This window comes from Sphingomonas panaciterrae (genome assembly GCF_036890205.1).
In the GTDB taxonomy this organism is placed as follows: domain Bacteria; phylum Pseudomonadota; class Alphaproteobacteria; order Sphingomonadales; family Sphingomonadaceae; genus Sphingomonas; species Sphingomonas panaciterrae.
Genome location: NZ_JAKNQR010000002.1, coordinates 177,555 through 203,567, shown reverse-complemented (window position 1 = coordinate 203,567; position 26,013 = coordinate 177,555). Strand labels below are relative to the sequence as shown.

Annotated in this window: 22 protein-coding genes; 10 read left to right on the top strand and 12 right to left on the bottom strand. The window is 65.0% G+C overall.

Annotation, left to right across the window (positions count from 1 at the left end; all coding sequences use genetic code 11):
* Positions 1–110: 110 nt before the first annotated feature.
* Complete coding sequence (locus L8F96_RS07880) at positions 111–3,254, top strand: acetyl-CoA carboxylase family protein (protein ID WP_334655716.1); 3,144 nt, start codon at positions 111–113, stop codon at positions 3,252–3,254.
* 13 nt (positions 3,255–3,267) lie between these two features.
* Positions 3,268–3,900: a glutathione S-transferase family protein gene (locus L8F96_RS07875; protein WP_334655715.1), complete on the top strand. Its 633-nt coding sequence runs from the start codon at positions 3,268–3,270 to the stop codon at positions 3,898–3,900.
* A 36-nt stretch (positions 3,901–3,936) separates the two neighbouring features.
* On the opposite strand, the gene L8F96_RS07870 is transcribed toward L8F96_RS07875, so the two are convergent.
* From L8F96_RS07870 to hppD, 5 genes are all read right to left on the bottom strand, one after another.
* Positions 3,937–4,581, bottom strand: coding sequence for a DsbA family oxidoreductase (locus L8F96_RS07870; RefSeq protein WP_334655714.1), 645 nt, complete (start codon positions 4,579–4,581; stop codon positions 3,937–3,939).
* A complete protein-coding gene (locus tag L8F96_RS07865) occupies positions 4,578–5,453 on the bottom strand; it encodes an alpha/beta fold hydrolase (RefSeq protein ID WP_334655713.1) in 876 nt (291 codons plus the stop codon). Before L8F96_RS07865 ends, L8F96_RS07870 begins: the two co-directional genes overlap by 4 nt.
* 10 nt (positions 5,454–5,463) lie before the next feature.
* Positions 5,464–5,814, bottom strand: coding sequence for a Rieske (2Fe-2S) protein (locus L8F96_RS07860; protein WP_046410724.1), 351 nt, complete (start codon positions 5,812–5,814; stop codon positions 5,464–5,466).
* On the bottom strand, positions 5,811–7,115 hold the full coding sequence (gene hmgA / locus L8F96_RS07855; protein ID WP_145119205.1) for a homogentisate 1,2-dioxygenase: 1,305 nt from the start codon (positions 7,113–7,115) through the stop codon (positions 5,811–5,813). Before hmgA ends, L8F96_RS07860 begins: the two co-directional genes overlap by 4 nt.
* Positions 7,116–7,284: 169 nt before the next feature.
* On the bottom strand, positions 7,285–8,322 hold the full coding sequence (gene hppD / locus L8F96_RS07850) for a 4-hydroxyphenylpyruvate dioxygenase (RefSeq protein WP_125945010.1): 1,038 nt from the start codon (positions 8,320–8,322) through the stop codon (positions 7,285–7,287).
* Positions 8,323–8,400: 78 nt separating this feature from the next.
* Here hppD and L8F96_RS07845 point away from each other — a divergent pair, with 78 nt between their 5' ends.
* The 3 genes from L8F96_RS07845 (at position 8,401) to L8F96_RS07835 (ending at position 11,803) form a co-directional block, all read left to right on the top strand.
* A complete protein-coding gene (locus L8F96_RS07845) occupies positions 8,401–8,841 on the top strand; it encodes a MarR family winged helix-turn-helix transcriptional regulator (protein ID WP_046410719.1) in 441 nt (146 codons plus the stop codon).
* A gap of 1 nt (position 8,842) precedes the next feature.
* Positions 8,843–9,736 carry an ROK family protein gene (locus L8F96_RS07840; protein WP_334655712.1) on the top strand — a complete coding sequence of 298 codons (894 nt, stop codon included), beginning with the start codon at positions 8,843–8,845 and terminating at the stop codon, positions 9,734–9,736.
* Between the two features lie 177 nt (positions 9,737–9,913).
* Entirely contained in the window at positions 9,914–11,803 is a 1,890-nt protein-coding gene (locus L8F96_RS07835; RefSeq protein ID WP_334655711.1) for an EAL domain-containing protein, read from the top strand.
* Positions 11,804–12,538: 735 nt separating this feature from the next.
* Here the strand turns inward: L8F96_RS07835 and L8F96_RS07830 are convergent.
* From L8F96_RS07830 to L8F96_RS07800, 7 genes are all read right to left on the bottom strand, one after another.
* Positions 12,539–13,264 carry a DUF4197 domain-containing protein gene (locus L8F96_RS07830; RefSeq protein ID WP_334655710.1) on the bottom strand — a complete coding sequence of 242 codons (726 nt, stop codon included), beginning with the start codon at positions 13,262–13,264 and terminating at the stop codon, positions 12,539–12,541.
* Positions 13,265–13,531: 267 nt separating this feature from the next.
* A complete protein-coding gene (locus L8F96_RS07825; RefSeq protein ID WP_296219458.1) occupies positions 13,532–14,101 on the bottom strand; it encodes a CC0125/CC1285 family lipoprotein in 570 nt (189 codons plus the stop codon).
* A 74-nt stretch (positions 14,102–14,175) separates the two neighbouring features.
* Positions 14,176–14,985 (bottom strand): universal stress protein, encoded by an 810-nt coding sequence (locus L8F96_RS07820; RefSeq protein WP_334655709.1) that lies wholly within the window; start codon positions 14,983–14,985, stop codon positions 14,176–14,178.
* A 115-nt stretch (positions 14,986–15,100) separates the two neighbouring features.
* Positions 15,101–16,225, bottom strand: coding sequence for an ABC transporter permease (locus tag L8F96_RS07815; protein ID WP_334655708.1), 1,125 nt, complete (start codon positions 16,223–16,225; stop codon positions 15,101–15,103).
* Positions 16,226–16,229: 4 nt separating this feature from the next.
* A complete protein-coding gene (rbbA, locus tag L8F96_RS07810; protein WP_334655707.1) occupies positions 16,230–19,004 on the bottom strand; it encodes a ribosome-associated ATPase/putative transporter RbbA in 2,775 nt (924 codons plus the stop codon).
* Positions 19,005–19,006: 2 nt separating this feature from the next.
* A complete protein-coding gene (locus tag L8F96_RS07805; protein ID WP_334655706.1) occupies positions 19,007–20,083 on the bottom strand; it encodes an HlyD family secretion protein in 1,077 nt (358 codons plus the stop codon).
* Complete coding sequence (locus L8F96_RS07800; protein WP_334655705.1) at positions 20,080–21,504, bottom strand: efflux transporter outer membrane subunit; 1,425 nt, start codon at positions 21,502–21,504, stop codon at positions 20,080–20,082. Before L8F96_RS07800 ends, L8F96_RS07805 begins: the two co-directional genes overlap by 4 nt.
* Between L8F96_RS07800 and L8F96_RS07795 the strand changes: the two genes are divergently transcribed.
* From L8F96_RS07795 to L8F96_RS07775, 5 genes are all read left to right on the top strand, one after another.
* Complete coding sequence (locus L8F96_RS07795; RefSeq protein WP_168770682.1) at positions 21,488–21,709, top strand: hypothetical protein; 222 nt, start codon at positions 21,488–21,490, stop codon at positions 21,707–21,709. The two genes, L8F96_RS07800 and L8F96_RS07795, sit on opposite strands and share 17 nt — an antisense overlap.
* A 455-nt stretch (positions 21,710–22,164) precedes the next feature.
* A complete protein-coding gene (locus tag L8F96_RS07790) occupies positions 22,165–23,763 on the top strand; it encodes a PAS domain-containing sensor histidine kinase (RefSeq protein ID WP_334655704.1) in 1,599 nt (532 codons plus the stop codon).
* The gene (locus L8F96_RS07785; RefSeq protein WP_046410705.1) at positions 23,760–24,383 is read left to right on the top strand and encodes a response regulator transcription factor; all 624 of its coding nucleotides are present in this window, start codon (positions 23,760–23,762) and stop codon (positions 24,381–24,383) included. Before L8F96_RS07790 ends, L8F96_RS07785 begins: the two co-directional genes overlap by 4 nt.
* A 410-nt stretch (positions 24,384–24,793) precedes the next feature.
* Complete coding sequence (locus tag L8F96_RS07780; RefSeq protein ID WP_334655703.1) at positions 24,794–25,294, top strand: Hsp20/alpha crystallin family protein; 501 nt, start codon at positions 24,794–24,796, stop codon at positions 25,292–25,294.
* 70 nt (positions 25,295–25,364) lie between these two features.
* Positions 25,365–25,913: a DUF1269 domain-containing protein gene (locus L8F96_RS07775; protein WP_046411769.1), complete on the top strand. Its 549-nt coding sequence runs from the start codon at positions 25,365–25,367 to the stop codon at positions 25,911–25,913.
* Positions 25,914–26,013: the final 100 nt, after the last annotated feature.

Here is a 26,013-nt window from a genome sequence, read left to right as displayed (position 1 = left end):
GACCTTCTGCTGCCCCTTACACGTCAGGACAGCGGAGGCGAAAAGAGGTTGATGCTTCGGCATGACGACGTGAAAGAAGGCTGAAAGGGAGAGGCAAGATAAAAAGCCTGTTGATCGCTAACCGCGGCGAGATCGCGATCCGTATTGCGCGGACCGCCGCCGCTTTGGGTATCGAGACGGTCGCGGTTCATTCCGCCGATGACGCGAGCGCGCCGCATGTGCGCGCCGCTGACCGCGCAATCGGACTGAGCGGCGAAGGTCCGGCGGCCTATCTTTCCCTTGATGCGATGATCGCCGCGGCGCGCGAGGCAGGCTGCGATGCGGTTCATCCCGGCTACGGCTTCCTCAGCGAGAATGCGGCTTTTGCCGAGGCTTGTGCCAAGGCCGGGCTGTTGTTCGTCGGCCCGGAGGCGAGGCTGCTGGCGCTGTTCGGCGACAAGGCGGTCGCCAAGCGCCATGCGCAGGCGGTGGGCGTGCCGGTGCTGGCCGAGGGGGCCGAGGCAAGGGGACCGGTGGTGGTGAAGGCACTGGCCGGCGGCGGTGGCCGCGGCATCCGCGTCGTGCACGACCCGGCGACGCTGGCGGCGCAGATCGAGGCGGCGGGCGCGGAGGCGCTGGCGGCGTTCGGATCGGCCGAGGTGATGGTCGAACGCTATATCCCTGCGGCGCGACATATCGAGGTGCAGCTTGCGGCCGATGCTGCCGGCCGGGTGATCGCGCTCGGTACCCGGGATTGCACGGTGCAGCGGCGGCACCAGAAGCTGATCGAGATTGCGCCGGCGCAAACGCTCGACCCGGCGCTTGCCGCGCGGATCGAGCGGGCCGCGGAACGCCTGCTGGAAGACACTGGCTATATCGGGCTGGCCACGGCGGAGTTCCTGGTCGACAAGGAGCGCATCCCCGACGATACGGAGGCGTTCGCCTTCCTTGAGGTGAACCCGCGGCTGCAGGTGGAGCATACGGTGACCGAGGAGGTGACCGGGCTGGATCTGGTGGCGCTGCAGCTGCGCCTCGCAGAAGGGAGCAGCGTTCCGGCCGAGCGGCCGGACACGCGCGGCGTTGCGATCCAGCTGCGCGTCAATGCCGAGACGATCGGCGGCGACGGCATGCCGCGCGCGTCCGGCGGCACGATCAGCAACGTCGAGGCACCGGGCGGGCCGGGCATCCGCATCGACGGCGCGTTGAAGGCGGGCATGGCGGCCAACCCACGGTTCGATTCGCTGCTCGCCAAGCTGATCGTCCATGCGCCGGACTGGGAATCGGCGCTGGCGCGGGCACGGCGCGCGGTGGCGGAGTTCGAGATCGAGGGTGTCGCGACGAACTTGCCGCTCCATGCGGCGCTGCTCGCGCGCGCCGAGGTGGCGGCGGGCGAGGTCGACACCGGCTGGTTCGATCGCAACGTCGGCGATTTTGCCGTGGCTGCGGCACCCGCCGCGCTGCTCGACGCGCAGGCGGTCGTCGCGCCGCTGGCTGGCGTGGTGGTGGCGGTCGGGGTGCAGCCGGGGGACCGGGTGATGCGCGGTGCCGAAGTGGGGACGATCGAGGCGCTGAAGATGCAGCATGCCGTGATCGCGACGCACGGGGGCGTCGTGCGCGCGGTCGTGGCCGAGCCCGGGCGGGTGATCGACGAGGGCGCGGTGTTCGTTTCGATCGAACCAGCCGGCGGTGACGAGGATGTGGCGGCCGAAGCCGCGGCGCTCGACCTGGACCTGATCCGCGGCGATCTTGCCGAGGTGCGCGCACGCCATGCGCTGGGGCTCGACGTCAATCGTCCGGCGGCCGTGGAGCGGCGGCGGCGGACCAACCAGCGCACGGCGCGCGAGAATATCGACGACCTGTTTGATGCCGGCAGCTTCATCGAATATGGCGCGCTGACCATCGCCGCGCAGCGGCGGCGGCGGAGCCTCGATGATCTGATGCGCAACACGCCCGGTGACGGCCTGATCGGCGGAATCGGCACGGTGAACGCCGCGGATCATGGGGAGGAAGCCGCCAAATGCCTTGGCCTCGCCTATGACTATTCCGTGCTGGCGGGCACGCAGGGCCATATGAACCACCGCAAGACCGATCGGCTGCTCGGTATTGCGGGCGAGCTGAAGCTGCCGATCGTCTTCTATACCGAGGGCGGCGGGGGACGGCCGGGGGACGTCGATTCGGTCGGCGCGACGGGGCTCGACGTGCCGACGTTCAGCCGCTTTGCCGCGCTGTCCGGTGTTGCGCCGAGGATCGGCATCACGTCGGGCTATTCCTTTGCGGGCAATGCCGTGCTGTTCGGCACCTGCGACATCACGATCGCCACGCGCGACGCGCATATCGGCGTCGGTGGCCCGGCAATGATCGAGGGCGGTGGGCTCGGCGTCTATTCGCCCAAGGAAGTCGGGCCGGTCGAGGTGCATTGGAACAGCGGTGCGATCGACGTGCTGGCAGAGGATGAGGCGGAGGCGACCGATCTCGCGCGGCGGCTGCTGTCGTTTTTCCAGGGGCGGGTGGCGGGCGGAGATGCGCCGGACCAGCGGCTGTTGCGGCACGTGGTGCCAGAGAATCGGCTGCGCGTGTTCGACATCCGCCGCGCGATCGACGGGCTGTTCGACACTGGTTCCTTCATCGAGCTGCGCGGTGGCTGGGCGAAGGGGATGATCACCGGGCTGGCGCGGCTGGACGGCCGTGCCGTGGGCGTGATTGCCAATAATTGCCGCTACTTGTCGGGCGCAATTGACGCGGAAGGTGCGGACAAGGCGGCGCGCTTCTTTCAGCTGTGCGACGCGTTCGGCGTGCCGATCGTCTCGCTGTGCGACACGCCTGGCTTCATGGTCGGGCCGGACGCGGAGAAGACCGCGCCGATCCGCCGTGCCTCGCGCATGTTCGTGGTCGGGGCGGCGCTGTCTGTCCCGATCTTCACGGTCGTGGTGCGCAAGGCATACGGGCTTGGCGCGCAGGGGATGGCGGGCGGATCGCTCCATGCCGGGCCGTTCACCGTCGCGTGGCCGACCGGTGAGTTCGGGGGCATGGGGCTCGAAGGGGCGGTTCGACTCGGCTACCGGAAGGAGCTTGAGGCAATCCAGGATGCCGAGGCACGAGAGGCGCGATATCAAGAACTTGTCGCGCATTCATACGAGCGCGGCAAAGCTGTGTCAGTGGCTCAGTTCCTTGAGATCGACGCGGTGATCGACCCGGCGGACACGCGGGCCTGGCTGCTGCGCGGGCTCGCCTCGACGCCGGCGCGCCGGTCTGGCCGCTATATCGATACCTGGTGATTTGGGGGACACGATGATCGAACTGTATCACTGCGCGGATGCGCGATCCTTTCGGGCGCTGTGGGCGCTGGAGGAACTGGGGCTCGACTATAAGCTCCACCTGCTGCCGTTTCCACCGCGGGTGCGCGAGCCCTCGTACCTCGACGTCAATCCGCTCGGCACCATCCCGCTGCTGGTGGATGGCGAGACGTGGATGACGGAATCGGCGGCGATCGTTCAGTATATCGCGACGCGCGCAGGGCCTAACGACCTGGTGATAGCGCCTGACTCGCCCGATTATGGCGCGTGGCTCAACTGGCTGCATTTCGGTGAGGCGACGCTGACCTTCCCGCAGACGTTGGTGCTGCGGTATCGCATGCTGGAGCCGCCGGAGCGGCGCCTGCCGCAGGCGGCGGACGATTATGCGCAGTGGTTCCACTCGCGGCTGCGGCATGTGGAGCGGGTGCTGGGCGATCGTGAGTTCCTGGTCGGCGGACGCTTCACGGCGGCCGACATTTCCGTGGGTTACGCACTGCTCCTCGCCAAGAGCCTGAAGATCGACAATGGCTTTCCGCCGCAAGTCGCCGCTTATTGGGAGCGGCTGAAGGCGCGGGATGGATTCGCGCGAGCGAAAGAGGCGCAGAAGGCCGGGGCGGCGCCGTTCTGACGCCCGCGTCCCTGCGATGATCGACCGAACACTGGGCTAGCGAGCCGCGAGTTTGCGCAGCGCGCGTTCGAGGCGATCCGGTTCCTGAGCGCCGTTGATGACGAACTCGCGGTCGATCACCATGGTGGGGACGGAAGCGATCCCTTCGGACCGCCACTCGATCTCGTCGTCGTTCACTGCGGCGGCGAAATCGCCGCGGGCGAGGATCTGGAGCGCCGCTTCCCTGTCCAATCCTGCACCAGCAGCGGCATCGGCCAGCACCTGATGGTCGGAAATTGCACGTCCCTGGTCGAAATATGCACGCAGGAGCGCATGTTTGAGCGCCAATTGCCGGCCCTCGCGCCCCGCCCAATGAAGCAGGCGATGGGCGTCGAACGTGTCGTAGAGCCGGTCCGGGCGGGCGGCGATCGATACGCCCGCAGCGTCTGCCGCCGCCCGCATGCCGCCGCCGCGGCTGCGCGCCTGATCGGGCGTGATGCCATATTTGCGGGCGATATTGTCGGCGGCGAGCTCGCCCTCTGGCGGCAGGCCGGGGTTGAGCTGGAGCGGATGGAAGACGAGGTCGACCGGCACCTCGTCGCCAAGGTTGGCGAGCGCGCGTTCGAGGTTGGCGAGGCCGATCAGGCACCAGGGACAGACGACGTCGGAGACGAAATCGATGCGGAGCGTGCGGCCGCTCACGGCGCGACGCTTTCGATCGCGTCGACGATCTCGGGGATGACCTCAACGGGCACGTTGTGGCCCATGCCGCGAACCTCCACCAGCCGCGCGCCCGGGATGCTGGCGGCGGTATCGCGGCCGCCGTCGATCGGCACCAGCGTGTCGTCGGTGCCGTGGATGACGACCGCGGGCGCCTTGATCGTCTTCAGCCGCTCGCGCCGATCGCCGTCGGCGACGATCGCGGCCACTTGCCGCGCGAAGCCATCGGGATAGTTCGAACGCTGGATCGTTTCGCGTACGCGCGCTTCCAGCACCTCGGGCTCCACCGGAAAGGCGGGGCCGGCAAGCACCTTGGACGCGCGGACGCCATGGGCGACGAGCGCCTCGAAATCGTCCGTTTTGGGGCGGTTGACGAGCACATCCATCGCTTCGCGCGAGGCGCGCGACAGCCGGGGATTGCCGGTGGTGGACATGATCGAGGTGAGCGACTGCGTGCGATCGGGATAGGTGGCAGCGAAGACCTGCGCGATCATCCCGCCCATCGAGGCGCCGACAATATGCGCCTTTTCGATCCCCAGCGCGTCCAGCAGGCCGGCGGCGTCGGCTGCCATGTCGCCGATCGTATACGGTACACGCGGGCGCAGGCGTAGCAGGCGCTGGAGTACCAACATGCCGATGCGGGGCGGGCGGGCGTGATCGAGCTTGGTCGACAGGCCGACGTCGCGATTGTCATAGCGGACGACGTGAAAGCCGCGTTCGACCAGCGCCTCAACGAACGGGAGCGGCCAGAGCGTCAGCTGTGCGCCCAGGCCCATGATGAGGAGGATAGTGGGATCGGCGGGGTTGCCGAACGATTCATATTCCAGCTCCATGCCGTTCGCGCGCGCCTTCATGGCCTCTCCCTCACCCTGTAATTATCGTGCCAGCCTCCACCGTAAGGGGCCACCGCGTCAAGGTGGTGCCGGGGCAGGGGCCACCGGCGCACGCGCCGCTCTCGATATCGAACAGCGCGCCGTGCCAGCTGCATGCGATGCGATCCGCAGCGACATAATCGTCGAGCTTCTGTGCGAGCGGCAGGCCCATGTGCGGACAGCGATCGACATAGCCGAACACCTGGTCGCCGCGGCGGACGGCGAAACCGTGGAAGCGGCCGGCGCGCATTTCGATGACGAAGCTGCGCGCGGCGCCGTCCGCGATCTGATCGAGCGGGCCGAGCGCGATGCCGGCCGGCGTGGCGGTAAGACGCTCGGTCAGGGGAGCTTCGCCTTGGGGAAATCGGCCCAGCAGGCGTCGTAATCAGGCTGGGCGTGCTCGAGCGCGAAGGCGGTTGGGCGATAGGGCCAGCAGCTTTCCAGCATGAAGGCCATGGTGCCGCCGATCTTGTGCGGCTTCAGATCGGCGTTGGATGCGGCATCCCACGTCGCCTTGTCCGGCCCATGGCCGCTCAGCAGATTGTGGAGCGAGAGGCCGCCGGGGCGAAAGCCCTCCGCCTTGGCGTCATAGGCGCCGGTGATGAGGCCCATGGCCTCGGACATGATGTTGCGGTGGAACCAGGGTGGGCGGAACGTGTCCTCCGCCACCATCCAGCGCGGCGGGAAGATCACGAAATCGGCATTGGCGCGGCCGGGCACGTCGCTGGGCGAGGTCAGCACGGTGAAGATCGACGGATCGGGATGGTCGAAGCTGACGGTGTTGATGGTGTTGAAATGCGCCAGATCGTAGCGCCACGGCGCGAGATTGCCATGCCAGGCGACCACATCGAGCGGGGAGTGATGAAGCTCGGTATGCCACAGGTTGCCGAGATACTTCTGGATCACCTCGAAACGCTCGTCGCGATCCTCGAACCAGGCGTTCGGCGTCTCGAAATCGCGCGGGTTGGCGAGGCCATTGGCGCCGATCGGCCCGAGATCGGGCAGGCGGAACATCGCGCCGTGATTTTCCAGCGCATAACCGCGGGCTGAGCCGTCCGGCAGCAGCGCGCGGAAGCGGACGCCGCGGGGAACCAGCGCGATCTGCCCAGGCGCGATGTCGATCCGGCCAAGCTCCGTCAGCAGCGCCAGCCGGCCTTCCTGCGGCACGAACAGCAATTCGCCGTCCGCGTCGACGAAGACGCGGTTCTCCATGTCGCGATCGGCGGCGTAGAGGTGGATCGCGACGCCTTCGAGGTCGGCGGGATCACGATTGGCGAGCATCGTCGTCATGCCGTCGATCAGATCGACGCCAGTGTCACCGCCTACGGGATCCCAGCGAAGGCGATTGGGGGCGAGCGGTTCCTTGACCGTGCCCGGCGCGAACCGCACGGCGCTTTCGTAGCGGGTGAACGGCGGGTGCTCGGCCGAGGGGCGCAGGCGATAGAGCCACGAGCGGCGGTTCTCGTGGCGCGGCGCGGTGAAGGCGGTGCCGGAGAGCTGCTCGGCATAGAGGCCGAAGGGCGGCTTCTGCGGCGAGTTGCGGCCGATGGGGAGGGCGCCGGGCACCGCTTCGGTCGCGACATGATTGCCGAAGCCGGGGGTGTAGGCCGTGCTGTCCGCGGGGGTGGCAGTGTCGTTGGGCATCCTCACCTCGGGCGGGTTTTGTTTTGGGTAGTCAGGAGTGGCGCGAGTGGCTCGCCGGCGCGTCAGACGCGGCAAAGCCGCGCCTTGTGCGCCGGCTTTGCTGCGCTGACCGGTCGATGGCGGCGCCGGAGCGCCGCACCTCGATCGAGGCAGACGCCTCGATCATCGGTCAGGCATCGACCTTAATGACGCCCCGACGGATCTGGTCCAGCTCAATGCTTTCGAACAGCGCCTGGAAGTTGCCGTTGCCGAAGCCTTCGTTGCCCTTGCGCTGGATGATCTCGAAGAAGATGGGGCCGAACATGTTCTCGGTGAAGATCTGGAGCAGGATGCCCTCGTCATTCTCGACCGACCCGTCGATCAGGATGCGGTTCTTGCGGAGCCGCTCGAGATCCTCGCCGTGGCCGGGCACGCGCTTGTCGACCAGCTCGTAATAGGTCTCGATCGTGTCCTGCAGCTTGACGCCGCGGGCGCGCAGCCGCTCGACGGTGTCGTAAATGTCGTCGGTGGTCAGTGCGAGGTGCTGGATGCCTTCCCCCTGATATTCGCGGATGAACTCCTCGATCTGCGAATTGTCGTCCTGACTTTCGTTCAGCGGGATGCGGATCGCCTTGTCGGGCGCGATCATCGCCTGGCTGAACAGGCCGGTCGCCTTGCCCTTGATGTCGAAATACTTCTGCTCCTCGAAGTTGAAGAGCGTGCGGTAGAACTGGCTCCACACCTGCATCTGGCCGCGGCGGACATTGTGGGTGAGGTGATCGAGCAGGTCGAGCCCGACGTTGTTCTTCGCCTCCGCCTCGCGCCAGCCGTCGAACTCGGCCCAATTTTCATACAGGTCGATGCCGTCCTGAATGAAATAGAGGTACGATCCGCCGATCCCCATGATGACGGTATCGTCTTCCTCGGTCGGCTTGCCGCCGTTGGCGAGCGCCCATTCCAGCGCCTTCTTCGGATCGGCAACGCGGAACGCCATCGCGCTGGCAGAGGCGCCATGTTCGTTGCGGAACTGCTTCACCCGGCCCGCCTCGTCGCGGTTCAGCATCAGGTTGATGCGGCCCTGCTTGTAACGCGTGATGTTTTTCGTCGGGTGACGGTGCGTCGGCACGAAGCCCAGCTGCTCGAACTGCTTCGCCATCGCTTCGGGATCGGGCGAGGTAAATTCCACGAATTCAAAGCCGTTGAGGCCGAGTGGGTTGCCGGCAGACATTGGCGCATCCTCAATTGGTAACATTTGTGACTATGATCGCGGCTTGAGCGATCCGTGTCAAATGCTACCGGTTGCTTCATGACCAACCAGCTCGTGCTTGACCGGTTCCTCCCCTATCGGCTGTCGATCACCTCCAACCTGGTGAGTGACCGCATCGCCAAGGCCTATGAATCGCTGTTCGGCCTCACCATTCCCGAATGGCGGCTGGTGGCCGTGATCGCCGAGGTGGAAGCGATCACCCAGGCGGAAATTGGCGAGCGCACCCGAATGGACAAGGTGACGGTCAGCCGCGCGGCGATCGCGCTGGTCGAGCGCGGACTTCTCGCGCGCGCGCCCAATCCGGGAGACAAGAGGTCGCATCACCTGTCGCTGACGGATGAAGGGCGCGATCTTTACGCCAGCGTCGCGCCCAAGGCGCTGGAACTCGAGAGCAAGATATTCGCTCGGTTTACGCGTGCCGAGTTGGACCGGTTCGTGGCCATGCTGCGGCGGATCGATACGGCAGCGCTGGAGACCTGAGGTGGATGACGCGCCCCTGATTGCCGGCGTTGAGCTGGGCGGCACGAAATGCGTGCTGATCCTCGCGAAGGGCCCCGATGCAATCCTGGAGCGTGTCGAACTGCCGACGAGAAAGCCGGAGGAGACACTCGCCGCGATCGAGGGGGTGATCGACAGTTGGCGCGGCTTCCAGGCCTTGGGAATCGCCAGCTTCGGACCAATCTCCATCGATCGCCGTGCTGCCGATTACGGTCACATCACATCGACGCCGAAACCGGGCTGGCGCGGCACGGACGTCGCGCGGCGCCTTGGCAGTCGGTACGGCGTTCCCACCGGCTTCGACACGGATGTCGTCGGTGCGGCGCTCGGCGAGGCGCGCTGGGGCGCCGCCGCGGGGCTGAGCGACCTGGCCTATATCACGGTCGGCACCGGCGTTGGCGTCGGGCTCGTGGCGCATGGTCGCCCGGTGGATGGGCTGACGCATGGGGAACTCGGCCATGTTCGTCCGGTGCGCATGGCAGGGGACGAATGGACGGGGAGCTGCCCGTATCACGGCGCCTGTGTGGAGGGGCTGGTGTCAGGCCCGGCGATTGCCGCGCGGACGGGGACGGTGGGGGCGGATGTGCCGCCGGATCATCCGGTCTGGGCCACTGTGACGCATGCATTGGCGCAATTGCTGCACACCATCACGCTCACGGGCGTCCCGCGCAGGATCGTGCTGGGCGGCGGGGTCATGATCGGCAATCAGTTCCTCTTTCCGCAGATCCGCGCGGCGTTGTGCCATTCACTCGGTGGCTACGTCGCCCTCCCGGAAGTGGAGGATGTCGACACCTTTGTCGTCCCGCCGTCGCTCGGCAACAATGCGGGTCCGCTGGGCGCCATCGTGCTGGGCGAGCAGGCCCTCGCCCGGACCTAGTTACATCGTATCTTTCCGCATTGTGATCGTGGTCTGTCCGAATGCATCGGCTGTGATCTGACGGAGAGAGATACGACTGGCGCCACCAAAACGGATTATCCCTTAAGAGACGCTGTGTTCGCTGCTCATTAACTCATTAATGCAATGTGTTGTTAGGGGCGGGAGGTCAGTCGCGTGATGACCGGTTCAACATCGATGCGCCTGCTGATCGTCGATGATGATCCCTCCGTGCAGGAGATCTATCGCCGCAGCTTCGAAACTGATGGCGGCACGACCGGCGCGCCCGCTGAGGCCTTCCGCGGATCGCGCACGGGAAAATGGCCCATCCCGGCGTTTGATTGCACGTTCCACGATCGGGGGCTTGATGCCGTTCAGGCCGTCGAGGCAGCCCTGGGCGAAGGCCGGCCCTATCCGGTCGCCTTCATCGACGTTCGGATGCCACCAGGCATTGACGGGAAGGAGACGGCCCGCCGCATACGGACGATCGATCCCGACATCCATCTGGTCATTGTCACCGGCTATTCGGACGTATCCCCGGCGGAAATCATCGAAGTGGCGGGGCCTCCCGACAAGCTGTTCTATCTGGCGAAGCCCTTTGAAGCTGCGGAGGTGGTGCAGACCGCGATCGCGCTCGGCAAGCGCTGGGACGTCGATCGCGAGCTTGCCGACGTGCGGGCCGATCTCGCGCGGCACATTGCGCTTCTTGAGCAGCAGGCAGCCGCGCTGGCGGCCAATGAGCAGCGCGCGATCCATGTCGCCAGCCATGATGCGCTGACCGACGCGCCCAACCGGCTGGCGTTTCAACATGCCCTGAACGAGCGGGTGCGCCGACCCGGCCCGTTCGCGGTCGCCATGGTCGACCTGGATCGTTTCAAGCTGGTCAACGACACGCTGGGGCACCTGGCGGGCGACGAGATGATCCGAGCCGTGTGCGCCATTCTTCAGCAGGCCGTTCCGCAGAACGCACTGGTTGCGCGGCTGGGCGGGGATGAATTCGGCCTGCTGTTCGACACTGTCGCCCCGGAAGCCGCGCTGATGGCTTGCGAGCGGATCGTCGCGGCGTGCGATGTTTCATTGAGGGTGATGGGCGATCCGGTGCACGGCTCCGTTTCGGCCGGCGTCATGGTGTCGCATGAAACGGGTGTGCGCGACCCTGTTGACCTGATGCGCAGGGCGGATCTTGCGCTCAACGAGGCGAAACGAAGCGGGCGCAATGCGGCGCGGCTGTTTGACGAAAGCCTTGATGAAGGGATCCGGCTGCGCCGCCAGATCGAGAGCAACCTCAGTCAGGCGATCGCGCGCGACGAATTGAGCATGTTGTTCCAGCCGATCGTGGCGACCGACACGTTCGAGGTCGTCGGGTTCGAAGCCTTGTTGCGCTGGCATGCGGTTGCGGTTGGGCCGATCAGCCCGGCCGCCTTCATTCCGATCGCCGAGGAATCGAACCTGATTCACGAATTGGGGGACTGGGTGCTCGCCAGGTCGCTCGCTGTGCTGAAGGACTGGCCGGGGCAATATGTCTCGGTCAATTTCTCGCCACGTCAGTTTCGGCGGCACAATTTCGTCGGCTATGTCATGGAGCAGGTGCAGCGAGCCAATGTCGCGCCGTCGCGCCTTCAGATCGAGATCACCGAAACCGCCATCTTCGACGATGCGGAGCGTGCCGCCGACACCATGTACCGGCTGCGTCAGATGGGGTTTCGCATCGCGCTCGATGATTTCGGCACCGGCTATTCCAGCCTGTACAACATCCGCAAGTTCGCGCTCGACAGCCTGAAGATCGATCGCAGCTTCATCGATGGGATGATGCGCGAGCGAGAGTCGGTCGCCATCGTCCACTCGATCATCCATCTCGGGCAGGCGCTAGGGCTTGGCGTCATTGCGGAAGGCGTCGAGACCGATGGGCAAGTGGCGATGCTGCGCGCCGCGGGGGCCAGCCACCTCCAGGGCTATCTGTTTGCCGTGCCGATCACGGCGGAGCACGCGGCTGCACTTGCGAAGTCAGGCATCACAGGCGTGTACGCCGCCGTCCCTTCAACCGTCGCGGAAAGCGGAGCCACTGGTTGAGTTCGTACGCAAATCGACAAGACATGCGACGCAGTCAGTAAGCCGCCACCTGAAGGAACTAGGTCAGTTTAGGTCAGCCCGCGGTGGATGCAAGTGCGACCAGGTACGTCCACACTCGGCATCAGGCGCGGGCCGCATTCCGGATTATCGGGGGCGACGCGCCAACAGCAACATGCCGCTCATCACCGTAACGGCACCAACGCCAGCGGCGCCAAGTAGAATGACGTTCGCATATTCCATCAACCATCCCCTCATATTCCGGCGAGCCGGCAATTATTATGCGGGGAAGTTGCCCTGACCTTGCTAATTACGCAAGCACGTATGTCGTAACCCGATCAATTTGGCTGATCGGGTACAAGTCGGACGTCAGGCTTCGGCAGACCGGCACGGCAGGATTAGCGTAACAGTCACAATCCCAAGCGCCTCGCCCCTGACGGACAAAAGGATTGACGGGACGAGGCGCCCGGCTGGAAGCCTGGGACCCAGCGATTGCCGGTCCGTCTCGCGCATGTCGCTGAGGATGGAGCATGACGCAAGCGGATCATTTCACACCTGCATCTACATGAGCGCCGCATCTGCGAGGGAGTTCGGGTGGATGCGGCGCTCACTAGCGGCGCGCTCTGATTAGAGCCGTAGAGCCGATATGCGACTATTCACCAGATTTCTCCCAAAAGCAAGATGAGTGCCAGCCGCCGTTCAGCCTCGTGAGGCAGGGACGTTCGCCAGTGAGCTCGATCAGCCGCTATCAGCGATCCGCTGCGCTTGGCTTGCGCCCATCAGACGCCCGCTCGTCAGCATCGCGGCAACGAGCCGGTCGCCCGCGCGTGCAGGATCGTTGCGAATGGCGGCTTCCTCATTGCCGATCGCCCGCCAGATCGTCTGTGCTACCTGGGTCGTGATCGTCCTCTGAATAGCGCTGACGCTGATTCCGGTCGCAGCGCGGATGACGGGACCGAGAACAGACTGGCTGTCGAACTGACGAAATCCGCGGCCTACCTCTGGCAGCATGGCATCGAGGATCCGATCGCCGATGGCTTGTTGAAGATAACCCGTTGCTGCGGTTGGCCCGCCGCGAACAATGCCGAGCGCGTCACTGAAGGTGAGGGACCGGATCGAGTCCAAGATCATCGGGGCCGCACGGTCGGCCGCATCCGCGGCAATGCGATTGATCGCGAGTGTGAGTTCACGCTGCACCGGTGCCGAGCGTAGCAGGGCGCCCAACACAGCGCCGGATCGATCGCCTTCCACGCCCGGAAGCGTTAGCCGGGCCGCAGGATCGTTGAGAAAGCCAGTGTCCGATACAAGACGGGTCAGCGCACGCTCGCTCGAAATTGTCAGCAGCCGTCGCAACGCCTCCGTCATGTCGCCCGACATGGCTGTCGTGGCACAGCCTGCCACCATCAGCCCCGGTAGCGCGATCCCCGCGCCGATCAGCAATGCGCGCCGCGTGAAATGGGTCATCCGTCACTCCCAACCTTGAAGCGCATCGCGATTGGGGGTGGCTTTCGGAACGCCCGCTGAACGGCGCTGGCGCTGATCGGGAGATGAGCGGCTACAATCTACTTCGGCAGAAACGCACCCGGATCATTCACTGCGGCAGTGATCAAGGCTTCTGAGCGTCCGGCAGCATCCGTACCGAGCGGCGGTGAAAAAAAAAGGGCGGCCGCGGCGCCGGAGTTTCCGCCAGGGAAACACCGACAGCGCGACCGCCTTGTTACGATTGAACCGTTATGACTTCGGAAGCTGGATCGTCGGTCCCAAGGCCGTGAGCACCTGGTTGGCGTTGAAGCTTCCCTTGCCCGTCGCTGGCCCACGCTGCATCAGGATATCGGCCTGCGCCTCGTATTTGGTGACGGTGCTGACATCGACGGTATCTGCCCAGAACGGATCGCCCGTCCACGGATTCCAGCTGCGCCATCCGGCCGGTCCGTAATACCGCCATGCCGGGCGCCACCAGCCATAGGGCCCGGTGAACAGCGGATCAGGCGTCAATTGCGTCTCGACGTCGCTTTCATTGACGTTGGTGAGGATCTTGAAGCTCTGATAGCCATTCTGCGCGGTCAGCTGCGCCGCCCGATAGAGTAGGTAATCGTCCACCGTCTTGCGCGAGGTGTAATCATTGCCGACGAACGTGACGCGGTAACGATCAGGCGCAAGTTGCGTGTCGGAATAGCCGCCGCTGACCTTACCGGAGCCCATCGGTTGATACGGCGTTGGCGTGGTCGCGCATCCTGCGAGTCCCCCAACGGAGATCGCCAGAGCGGCTGCGATGGTGGTTTTTCTGAAGGTCGTGGGCACGGACACGTCTCCTTTCTTATGTTTTCGGAACACAGATCGCGGTTGGCGCTACGGTGAGGTCATGAACGTGCTCCTCAATGGGCCATGAACAGACTGACATTGCTGTTGGTGGAGAGGGCCTGGGTCACACCACCGAAAATCCGCTCCTGCAGCCGCGCGTGGCCGTAGGCGCCCATGACGATGTATGATGCGTCGGCCAGTGCCGCGGCCTCGGCGAGCACCTCGCTGGTGATCCGGTCGGATCGGGCCACTTCGCGGATATCCGACCTGATCTCGTAATAGCCGAGGTATTCGGCGGCATCGGTGGGCGAAAGTGCATGGGGCTTCGCTTCCTCGATATGCACGATCGTCACGTTTTCAGCCCGCGACAGGAGCGGGACGGCCGCGCACAGCGCGCGCGCCGCTTCCGCAGAACCATTCCACGCCACCATGGCATTGCCGTAAGCGTCGAAACGCGTGCCGCCAGGAGCGATCGCGAGGACCGGCGTGTTGCTTTGCGTGGCGAGCCGCGCTGGCGGGGGCGGCCGATCGCCAAGCTCGTCCTTCTGCGGAATGCTCACGATGGTCAGGTCGACCAGCGCCATGCGATCGAGCGCGCTACTGCGTGGATAGCGGGTGCCGGTGATCCACGTGCGCGGCGCGTCCGCGCGTTGCAGCTTGGCGTCGATCTCCTGCTTGTTCTTCGCCTCCCGCTCCCGCATGTCCTCGAGCAGATCGAACATCGGATAGACCCCACCAAAGGGGTCCATCGCCACGAACGTATCCGGCGTGATCATCTGCAAGCAATGAAGATGGGCGTTGAAGGCGCCGGCGAGATTGAGCGCAGCTTCGACCCGATCGATCGTGCCGCTATCCTCATTCGCATAAAGCAGAATCGACCGCATCCTCTTCCCCGCGCCTTTGTGGGTGCCTGGATGAAGAAACTGGGCCTTTCTGCACCTGAACGGTATACGTAACGGTGCGTAAGGACGATCTAATCGAAGTCTTTAGAGCTGAACGTCACGCCATTCTGGTGATGACGGCACGGAACCGGCGCAGGGCAAAGACGAAGAATACCGCGCCAATTGCAACAAGCGCGATCATTTGCGGCCAGACGACATGAATGCCAGCGCCGCGAAACAGGATCGCCTGACCCAGGCTGATGAAGTGCGTGGTCGGCGCCGCGAGCATCACGTTCTGAACAATTTCCGGCATGCTTTCCCGCGGCGTGATCCCGCCCGAGAGCATTTGCAGCGGCAGGAGGACAAGTACCGCAAGCATCCCGAACTGGGGCATGTTGCGCGCAACCGTCGCCATGAAGATCCCGATCGACGTGGTGGCGAACATCGCGAGCGTTGCGCCGGCGAAGAACAACGGCAGCGATCCCGCGATGGGGACATGCAGCAATCCGCGCACGACCAGCTGCGTCGACAGGAAGGATGCCACCAGGACGACCAGGCTCATCGACCACACCTTGCTCGCCATGATCTCGAACGGGGTCACGGGCATGACGAGGAGGTGCTCGATCGTGCCGTGCTCGCGCTCGCGGATCAGCGCCGCGCCGGTCAGGATGATGGCCAGCAAGGTGATCTGGTCGATCACCTGGACGAGGGCGCCGAACCAGATGGCGCTGAGCGTAGGATTGTAGCGCGCACGCACCTCCAGATCGACCGGCAGCGCGCTTTTGCCCTGTTGGCGGGCGACGAAGCTGTTCACCTCACCCAGCGCGATCTGCTGGATATAGCTGCTGCCGGTGAAGGCCTGAGTCATCCGCGTGGCGTCGGTGTTCAGTTGCAGTTCCGCCGCGCGGCCGCGCAGCACGTCACGCTGGAAGTTGGTGGGAATGCGCAGCACGAACGTATAGCGTCCCGTGTCCAGACCGGGATCGATCTGGGCGCTATTGATGAGCATCGGCGGGGCGAACTGCGGGGGATAGAAGGCATCGATGATCCGCCGCGACAGCGGGGAGCGATCCTCATCGACAATCGCGATCGACGCCATGTGGAGCGTTTCCGGCATCGCCTTGGCCGAGGTGTAGATCACCCCGGTGAAGGTGAAGGCAATCAGCAGAAGCATCACGGGATCGCGCCACAGGCTCCACAGCTCCTTCATGCCGAGCCGGTATATGTTGGAGAGCGTGCGCATCGCCTCAGCGCTCCTGCTTGTGGAGCAACAGGATCGATGCTCCGGTGATGATCGGCCACGCAAGGAGCAATGGCCATAGCGACGACCACAGGTCCTCGAAGCCCAGCCCTTTGTTGAACACGCCGCGGGTGATCGTGATCATGTGCGACGAGGGGTAGATTTCGCCAAAGATCCGCGCGCCGCCCTGCAACGAGGTCACGGGATCGATCATGCCGCCATAGGTCAGCGTCGGGATCAGCGTGCCGATCATGGCAAGGAACAGCGCGGCGATCTGGCTGCGGGTGACGGAGGAGGCGAGGAGACCGATGCCGGTGGAGACGAAGGAGAAAAGCAATGCGCCAACCGTGAGGGCCAGTAAGTTGCCGGTGATCGGAACGCCGAACACCCAGCGGCCCATGATCACCATGATCGCGAAGTTGATCATCGCCAGCGCGACATAGGGAAGCTGTTTGCCGAGCAGGAATTCGCTCGGCGTCACCGGCGTCACGTAGAAATTGATGATCGATCCGGTTTCCTTTTCCCGGACGACGGCCATCGCCGCCAGCATGGCGGGCAGCATCAGCAGCAGAAGGGGAATGACGCTTGGCACCATCGCCGGCAGGCTGCGCACGTCGGGGTTGTAGCGGTAGCGGTTCTGCACCGTGACCGATCCGTCCGCGCCCGCGCGCGCCGCACCGGTCAGGCCCGCGTCGCGCATTTCTGTCGCCAGCCAGCGTTGATGCAGGCCCTGGATGTAGCCGCGGATCGTCTCTGCGCGCAGCGGCATCGAACCGTCGAACCATGCGGCGACGGGTTGCGGCGTTCCCCGCCGCAAATCACGTCCGAATCCCGGCGGGATCTCGATGGCCAGCGAAATGTCGCCACTGCGCATCCGTCGGTCCATGTCGTCGTAGCTGGTGATCGGCGGGCGCGGGATGAAATAAGTCGAGCTTGCGATCTCCTGCTCATATTGGCGGCTGGTGGTGGTCTGGTCCCGGTCCAGAACGGCAAAGCGGATGTTGTCGACGTCCAGGCTGATCCCGAACCCGATCACCAGAAGGAGGATCACCGAACCGGCGAGCGCGAGCGCCCCCCGCACCGGATCACGCTGAAGCTCCAGCGTCTCGCGCCAAAGGTAGCTGTACATCCGCCGCGGGCTGAAGCGGCGCATCGACGATGCGGCTTCCGGCGCCGTTGCTGTGGGCATCTGGATCGGGGCGTCTGCCGTCGCCTCATCGCTGGCCTCCTCCAGATAGGAGATGAACGCTTCTTCCAGCGTCGCGGCGCTGCGCTTCTCGATCAGTCGTTCCGGCGTGTCGCTGTCGAGCACCTTGCCGGCATCCATCATCGAAATGCGGTCGCAGCGCTCGGCCTCGTTCATGAAGTGCGTCGAGATGAAGATCGTCACCTGGTCGCGGCGGGACAGGTCGATCAGCAGCCGCCAGAATGTGTCCCGCGCGATCGGGTCCACCCCCGACGTGGGTTCGTCCAGGATCAGGATTTCGGGGCGATGGACCATCGCGACGGCGAGCGAAAGGCGCTGCCGCGCGCCAAGGGGCAGGGCCGGCGGCAAGTCCTCCGCCGCATTGTCGAGGCCGAAACGCCGGATCATCTCGGCGACGCGTTCCGCGATCTCCGCGGGCGGCACGGCAAACAGATGCGCATGAAGTTCTAGGTTCTGGCGCACCGTCAGCTCGCTGTAGAGCGAGAAGGCCTGGCTCATATAGCCGACCCGGCGCCGGACGTTGATGTCCTTGGGATCGATCGGCTTGCCGAACAGCTTCGCCTCGCCTTCGCTCGGCTCGAGCAGGCCGGTTAGCATCTTCATGGTCGTCGATTTGCCGCAGCCGTTCGATCCCAGGAACCCGAAGATCTCGCCGCGACCGATGCGAAAGCTGACGTGGTCCACCGCGACGAAATCGCCGAAGCGCATCGTGAGATCGTTCGCCTCGATCGCGACGCTCTGCTCATTGAACTGCTGCTGCGGCTTCGTGACCGGCGTGTGATCACGCTTCTTCTCGTCGGGCAGCAGCGCGATAAAGGCTTCGTCCAGTCCCGGCGACGATGTCTGCGCCATCAGCTCGCCCGGCGTGTCCGTCGCCAGTACGCGGCCGTCGCCCATGGCGATTAGCCAGTCGAACCGTTCCGCCTCGTCCATATAGGCGGTCGCGACGACCACGCTCATGCCCGGGTTCTGTTCGCGGATCTCGCCGATGAGAATCCAGAAGTTCGCACGTGCCAGCGGGTCGACGCCGGTGGTCGGCTCGTCGAGGATCAGCAGGCTCGGCTCGTGGATCAGCGCACAGCACAGGCCCAGCTTTTGCTTCATTCCACCGGAAAGCTTGCCTGCGGGACGCGAGAGAAAGTTCTCGAGCCCGGTGCTTCGGGTCAGTTGATGGATGCGCTGGCGCCGTTCTTCCGGGGGCTGCCCGAACAGCCGCGCGAAGAACTGCAGATTCTCCTCGACCGAGAGGGTAGGGTAGAGGTTCTTGCCGAGACCCTGCGGCATATAGGCGATCCGCGGGCAGACCAGGTCGCGGTGCGCCTTGTCACTCATGTCGCCGCCAAGAACCTCGACCTTGCCCTCCTGAATGGCACGTGCGCCCGCTATCAGCGAGAACAGGCTGGACTTGCCGACGCCGTCCGGACCGATGAGGCCGACCATCTGCCTTGCCGGGAGAATGAGGTCGAGATTGTCGAGCGCGACCGTCCGGCCGTAGCGCAAGGTCACGTTTGACAGTCGCGCGACATGATCGTCGGCGGTGGTTGACGCCTGGGGGGAGGCGCCCGGCGCCAGCATTGCTAATCCCTCACGACACGGGACAGGCTGGCCGGCCACGGCACGCCGGGATCGATCCTGACATAGGCTACGCCGGGGACCCCCGTTTTCACCAGGTTGACGTGGCGACGCAGAAGATCGGGATCGATGCGCGCTTTCACCCTGAACATCAGCTTCTCGCGCTCGCTGGATGTCTCCACGGTTTTGGGGGTGAATTGTGCGACGTCCGCGACAAAGCTGATCCGTGCCGGAACGTAGCGATCCGGCAGCGCGTCTAGAACGATGCGCGCCTCGTCACCCAGCGCGACCCGACCAGCGACAGTTTCGGGCAGGAAGAACACCATCGACACGTCCGATGGATCGATCATCGTCAGCACGCGGCCGCCAGCGGCCACCACTTCGCCGGGCTGCGCAATGCGGTACTGGATCCGGCCCGCGCGGGGCGCGCGCAGCACGCTGTCGTTGATGTCAGCCATGATCCGGTCGATCGTGGCGCGCGTCGCCTCGACGTTCGTGCCGGCCCCAACCACCTGGCTGCGGGCCGCGCGGATCGCAGAATCCACCGCGGCGACCTGCGCCTGAGCGGCGGCTACGGCTGCCGACGCGCCCTCGACCGCCGCCTGGTCATTGTCCCGCTCCTGCACCGGCGTCGCACCTTCCTTCGCGAGCGTGGAGGATCGTCCCAGTCGCTTGCGGGCAACGTTCAGTTCCGCCTCCCGCTGGCGAACGGTCGCCTGGGCAAAGGCCTTGTCGCTTTGCCGCTGCAGCACCTGCGCTTCGGTGATCTGGATGGCGTTCGTCGCCTCGGCAAGTTGCGCTCGCGCCTGCGCCAGTTGCGCCTGCAAGGCGTCCGTATCCATCGTGGCGACGATCTGTCCCTGACGCACGAACTGCCCCTCGCTGACGGTGATGTCGCGCAAGCGACCCGGCATCTTGGCGGCAATGTCGATCTCGACCGCTTCGATCCGGCCGTTGCCGCTGACGATGCCGGCGGAGAGGCCCGATGGACGCATGGCTAGCCACAGCAGCACCCCGACGCCGACGATGGCCAGCGCGATCAGCCCGCGCGAAATCCAGCGGTTGTCCCGCAATTTGCTCATGGTGCCGGTGTCCTCCCCGTGGCGACAGCGTCTGAATCGAACACGGGCTGCGCGGCGAAACCGCCGCCGAGCGCGGCGTAGAGCGCAACTCCACTCGCCACCTCGGCACGACGTAGCTGCACCAGCAATTGCTGTGTGTCGAACAGGTCGCGCTGTGCATCGAGCACTTCAAGATAGGCTGAACGGCCATTATCGAAGCGCAAGTTCGCCAGCCGCGCACGCTCGGTCAGCGCGTCCAGCACACCGCGCGTCGTCTCGATCTGCAACGACAGCTGTCGCCGCCGCGCAAGCGCATCGGCAACATCACGGAACGCGATCTGGATCGCGCGCTCATATTCGGCCACGGCCAAGACCTCTCTGGCCTCCGCCACGTCAAGGTTGGCCCGCAATCGGCCGGCATTGAAGATCGGCAGCGTCAGCGATGGCGCGAAGCTCCAGACCCCCGTCGGCGAACTGAACAGGTCGCCAAGGCTGGTGCTGGCGATCCCTCCTCCCGCGGTAAGCGTGATGTTAGGGAAGAACGCGGCGCGCGCAGCGCCGATGTTCGCATTGGCGGCCAGCAGCTGACGCTCCGCCGCTACGATGTCCGGCCGGTTGGTGAGCAGATCGGACGGCAGCCCCGGCGGCAGCTGAAGATAGGTGGTGATCTGCGCGAAGCGCCGATCCGATGCGGTCAATGTCACCGGCTGGCCAACGAGAAGCGCGAGCGCGTTGCGATTGACCTCCTGATCCTGCTCGAGAGCCTGAAGCGCGGCGCGCGCCTGACCCAGCAACGCCTGCGCCTGTGTCATGTCGAGCTTGCTTCCCGATCCCACCTCGTAGCGTCGCCGGACGATCCGCAGCGACTCCTCGCGCGTGGAGATCGTACGGCGGGCGAGATCGGCGCGTTCCTGATACTCCCGTTCGAGCAGATAGCCGTTTGCAACCTGCGCGATCAGTTGCGTGGCAACCCCGCGGCGCGCCTCTTCCGTCGCGAGATACTGCCAGCGCGCGGCATCGCGCAGATTGCGCAGCCGGCCCCAAAAATCGATCTCCCACGCCGCATTCGCCTGAACGCCGATGGAGCGAACGTCGACCGGCGTCGCTGCGCTGCCTGGCAGGTTGTACAGCGTCCGGCCCCGCGTGGCGGCGACAGCACCATCGATCTGCGGGTAGAGCGCTGCGCCCTGGATCCGCCATGCGCCCCGAGCCTCCAGAACGCGGGCAGCCGCCACGCGAATGTCGCGATTGTTGGCCAGGGCGAGTGCGATCAGGCGTTGCAGTTCCGGATCGCGAAAGAAGGCTTGCCAGCCGATCGCCGCGATGGTCGCACCGCCGGGGTTCGTCCCCGGGAAGCGCGGCGGCACTGGCGCGGCCGGGCGAACATGTTTCGGCGCAAAGGAGCAGCCGCCAAGAGTGAACAGGATGAGCGCGATCGGCACGATCCGCGACCGCGTCTTCGTCCGAGCGGTCGTGCCACAGATCGTCATTCCTGTTGCACCTGATGCGATCCCTTGGCTCGAGATGGCGCAGCGCCGCTCGCGCTCGTGCGCGACATTGCGTCTTTGGTTGGGCGCCCGGGGCGCATCCCCGATGGCCGGGCACGACCGGCGTGCGCGTCTGACGGGTGTCACCGACCCGCCCTGATCCGCCAATCAGGGGTTTTGCCTATATCGTTGGAAACAACTTGCCCGTCACTCTGCCCCGGTCACGACGGCGGTATGCTGGGCAATGAGCGGAAGAGGATCCGCTCCATCCTGGTGCGCTACCGGTAACCAACAATCGAGATTGTCTTCGAATGTACCAAAATTTATGTTAAGCAAAGAGTTGCCGCGCGCTGGGGAAATGGTGCGGCACTAGGAGAGCCGATGCACTCCATACGTGGGGCTTCATTGCGCGCGGGGCTTACTGGCTGCGGCATCGCCGTGGGGGCGGTCGGGCTGGCTGCATTTGTGCAACATGCACTCAATAAAGGGCCGCCCCCAGCGGCCCCATTTCTTCTGTTCTTCTTCGCAATTTCCGTCACCGGCATGCTGGCGGGGCCGTTCTGGGCCGGTGTGGCGGCTGCGCTCTCCGCCGCGGTGACCTCATGGATAGGATGGTTGCCGAGTACGGATGAGCTGCGGCTTCTGCTGCTGTTCGGTCTGTCGTCCGGTAGCGTCGTTGCCCTGTCCTACCTTCATTCCGCCCGCGCGACGCGCGAACGCACGGCGGCGCATGAGCTGAACCTGCTGATCGAGGGAGCGACCGGTTACGCCATTTATATGTATGATGCGGCCGGTCGTGTTTCGGTGTGGAACGAAGGAGCGCGCCGGTTGATGGGCTGGAACGCCGACGAGGTCATCGGCAAGCATTGCTCCATCTTCTACACGCAGATGGCAGTGGCCGAGGGGGTGCCGGATCATCACCTTCGTACTGCGGCTGTGAAGGGGGCGGTCAGGGGCGAGGATTGGCATGTCCGAAAGGATGGATCGCGGTTCCTAGCATCGTTCAACCTCAAGGCGTTCTATGATCAATCGGGAACGCTGCGCGGCTATGGAAAGCTGATCCGCGACATCACGCAGCAGCGCGCCGAGCAGTTCAGGGCTGCGGCCAGCGAGAACCATTATCGCTCGATCCTGGCGACCGTGCCGGACGCAATGGTGGTGACAAATCGCGCTGGCAACATCCTGTCCTTCAGCGCGGCGGCAGAACGCCTCTTCGGGCTGTCCGAAAGCGAAGTCGTGGGCACGAGCTTCCAGCGGCTGATCGCGTCATCCGACCCGCAGGGAAGAGTGGGGGATCTCGAATATTACCTCGCCGCAACGCGCAACAGCAGCGATGGAGTGGGCTCAACCTTGCTCGGGCGAAAGGGCGATGGGTCGACCTTTCCGTTGCAGCTGGCGGTCGGCCAGGCCGTGACCGAAGGGAAGCCGATCTTCACCGCGTTCATCCGCGATCTGACCGAGCACCGTCGCACGCAGGAGCGGCTGGAGGAACTGCGCGCCAGCCTCGTTCATGCCGCACGGGGAAGCGCGATGGGCACGATGGCCTCCACCTTGCGGCATGAGTTGAACCAGCCGATCACGGCGGTCGTCAATTACATGCGCGGCATCCGAAACCTTCTTCGGGAAGGAAATGAGGAGGATCGTGACATGATCGACGACGCACTGGCGGAGGCGATGCGCGAAGGTCTGCGGGCGGGTGATATCCTGCGGCACCTCCATGACTTCGAAAGCCGCGGCGAGATGGAGTTGACGGTGGAGGATCTGCCGCAACTGATCGAAGAGGCGGCACAACTGGCGCTGATCGGTGCGCGTGAACGCGGGATCTGGGTCACCTTCGACATCGACGCCAATGCATCGCCCGTCCTGGTGGACCGCATTCAGATCCAGCAGGTGCTGATCAACCTGATCCGGAACGCGATCGAGGCGATGGCGGAATCGCCAGAGCGCCACCTGTCGGTGTCGACGCGGGTCGAGGACGACGGATGCGTGAAAGCCACCGTTGCCGACACCGGATCGGGCATTGCCCCGCAGGTTGCGGCGACGCTGTTTCGTGCGTTCAACAGTACGAAGGCCGGCGGCATGGGACTGGGGCTGTCGATTTGCCGGACGATCGTGGAGGCGAGTGGCGGCAGGATCTGGGCCGAGCCGCGCGAGGGCGGGGGTACGGCGTTTCACTTTACCATGGTTCAGGCCGATCGGGAGTTGGCAGAATGAACGACAAACGCTTGGTGCACATCATCGATGACGAGGCGGCGGTCCGGCGATCGGCCAGCTTCATGCTCAAGACGCTCGGCTTCGCCACGCGAACGTGGGAGGGCGGGACTGCCTTTCTGAAGGAGGTGCGGCATGCGGAAAACGGCTGCATCCTCCTCGACGTCCGCATGCCGGACATCGACGGGCTGGCGGTGCAACAGCAATTGATCGAACGCGGCATCGCCATGCCGGTGATCGTGCTGACCGGTCACGGGGACATCACCATCGCGGTCAAAGCGATGAAGGCGGGCGCCGTCGATTTCATCGAAAAGCCATTTGATGGCGACGTGCTGCTTGCCGCGCTGGAGCATGCGTTCGAGCGGCTGGAGAAATCGGCAGACGCGCTGACCCGGGCGGCCAACGCTGACCTCGCACTGGGTGCCCTGTCGCCGCGCGAGCGGGAAGTGCTGGCGGAGCTTGCCGAGGGGTTTCCCAACAAGACAATCGCTTACGACCTCGGAATCTCGGTGCGCACGGTGGAGGTGCATCGCGCGAACGTGATGACCAAGCTGAAGGCGCGCAGCCTGTCCGACGCGCTGCGGATCGCATTTGCCGCCGGCCTGGGCAGCCCGCGGACCTAATACCGGCGCGGTTCCGCTGGGCGTCACGGGCCCCTGAAGCGCACCAACGGTCGTGCGCCATCGTCCCGCGCGCCCATCCCAGATTGGGGCTTTCGCGAGCTTAGGTACTCTTCCCAATATTCCGAAAAACGCGGCGTCCCTAGCTGTTGATCGGCAGCAATAAAGACTGAAGTCTGCGGAGCGTATCGCGGCATGTCAGGATACGGATCACCTCCTTGCACGTGTGCACGTCGCTTCTCGAGGCCCGGTTGCCTTGCAGCCCACCTGCCCGTGCGTGAAAGCGGCTCCCCCCGGCCGCCGGCGCAGCGTCTGCATCGCCACCGGTGCACGGGCAGGTGATTTTTTCCGGCGCCCGGACCACGTGGTCCTGAACGCCGCCTTCACGATTTTCACGGCCGGAGTTCGGGACGATGAGCACGCAAGCGGATCTGCCAGCGAAGACGCGGTCGAGCGGCGAGGCGCCACTGGGTTGGCTGCGCAGCGAGATCGACCGATTGTTCGAGAATTTCTCCTCGCCCGCACGCAGTGCGTTCGGATCACGCCTTGGCAGCCTCGCTGCGCTCGACGGCATGTTCAGCCTGCCGGCGTTGGAGATGACGGAGAAGGACAAGGAATATCGACTCTCGGCCGAGATCCCCGGCATGTCGGAGGACCAGATTGACGTCAGCGTCGCCGACGGAATCCTGACGATATCGGGAGAGAAGCGCGATGAGGAGGATCGCAAGGACGGCGACTGCATGCTGCGCGAGCGCCGTTATGGATCGTTCGTCCGCAAGATCAATCTTCCCAAGGACGTCGATCCAAATGCGGTGAGCGCGCATGTCGACAAAGGCGTGCTGATCATCACCTTGCCCAAGGACGAAAAGGCCGGCGAGCAGAAGCGCCGCATCCCGATCTCGTCGCAGAAATGAGGCTGCGACGCCCGCGCCTGGCCGAAGAAGCCGGGCGTCGCTGGCACCGGCAAAGCAGAGGAGAGTGCATGTGGCTGATCTGATTGTTGTCGGCTTTGACGATCCGCATGAGGCTGATCGCGTCCTCACCCAGTTGCAGCGGATGCAGCGGGAATATCTGATCGATCTGGAGGATGCGGTCGTCGCCATTCGGCAGCCGGACGGGAAGGTGCGGCTGAAGCAGAGCTACAACATGGTTGGCACCGGTGCTGCCTCCGTCGGGCTTTCCGGCGCCTTGTGGGGCACATTGGTGGGATTGCTGTTCCTGAACCCCCTGGCCGGGATGGCGGTGGGGGCGGCGGTCGGCGCCGGTGCGGGCGCGCTTTCCGGATCGCTGATGGATTATGGCATCGACGACAATTTCATCCGTGAGCTTTCCGATACGCTGAAGCCGGACACCTCGGCGATCTTCGTGCTGGTGCGCAAGGTTCAGGCGGAAAAGGTGCTGAGCGAATTGTCTGATGTGCGCGGCCGCGTGCTGCGCTCTTCCTTGTCGCCCGATCAGGAAAAGCGGCTGCAGGAGGCGTTGATGCAGGTGTCGAAGGACCAGGAGAGCGCCGGCAGCGCGCCGGCCAATTGACCGGGTGGGAAGCGGCCTGTCTGCGGCGCAAATTGGCCTCACCGGCAGCATGGGCGGCCTGGTCGCGGCCGATGGGCGCGCCGCTGTGGCCAGATCGCCC

Excerpts from the sequence above, each read along its gene's own strand:
- L8F96_RS07805 (WP_334655706.1), bottom strand. The coding sequence starts at position 20,083 with ATGAGCAAATTGCGGGACAACCGCTGGATTTCGCGCGGGCTGATCGCG.
- L8F96_RS07780 (WP_334655703.1), top strand. The coding sequence starts at position 24,794 with ATGAGCACGCAAGCGGATCTGCCAGCGAAGACGCGGTCGAGCGGCGAG.
- L8F96_RS07835 (WP_334655711.1), top strand. The coding sequence starts at position 9,914 with ATGACCGGTTCAACATCGATGCGCCTGCTGATCGTCGATGATGATCCC.
- hmgA (WP_145119205.1), bottom strand. The coding sequence starts at position 7,115 with ATGCCCAACGACACTGCCACCCCCGCGGACAGCACGGCCTACACCCCC.
- hppD (WP_125945010.1), bottom strand. The coding sequence starts at position 8,322 with ATGTCTGCCGGCAACCCACTCGGCCTCAACGGCTTTGAATTCGTGGAA.
- L8F96_RS07820 (WP_334655709.1), bottom strand. The coding sequence starts at position 14,985 with ATGCGGTCGATTCTGCTTTATGCGAATGAGGATAGCGGCACGATCGAT.
- L8F96_RS07785 (WP_046410705.1), top strand. The coding sequence starts at position 23,760 with ATGAACGACAAACGCTTGGTGCACATCATCGATGACGAGGCGGCGGTC.
- L8F96_RS07815 (WP_334655708.1), bottom strand. The coding sequence starts at position 16,225 with ATGCGCACGCTCTCCAACATATACCGGCTCGGCATGAAGGAGCTGTGG.
- L8F96_RS07795 (WP_168770682.1), top strand. The coding sequence starts at position 21,488 with ATGAGCGCGATCGGCACGATCCGCGACCGCGTCTTCGTCCGAGCGGTC.
- L8F96_RS07875 (WP_334655715.1), top strand. The coding sequence starts at position 3,268 with ATGATCGAACTGTATCACTGCGCGGATGCGCGATCCTTTCGGGCGCTG.
- L8F96_RS07830 (WP_334655710.1), bottom strand. The coding sequence starts at position 13,264 with ATGACCCATTTCACGCGGCGCGCATTGCTGATCGGCGCGGGGATCGCG.
- rbbA (WP_334655707.1), bottom strand. The coding sequence starts at position 19,004 with ATGCTGGCGCCGGGCGCCTCCCCCCAGGCGTCAACCACCGCCGACGAT.
- L8F96_RS07845 (WP_046410719.1), top strand. The coding sequence starts at position 8,401 with ATGACCAACCAGCTCGTGCTTGACCGGTTCCTCCCCTATCGGCTGTCG.
- L8F96_RS07865 (WP_334655713.1), bottom strand. The coding sequence starts at position 5,453 with ATGAAGGCGCGCGCGAACGGCATGGAGCTGGAATATGAATCGTTCGGC.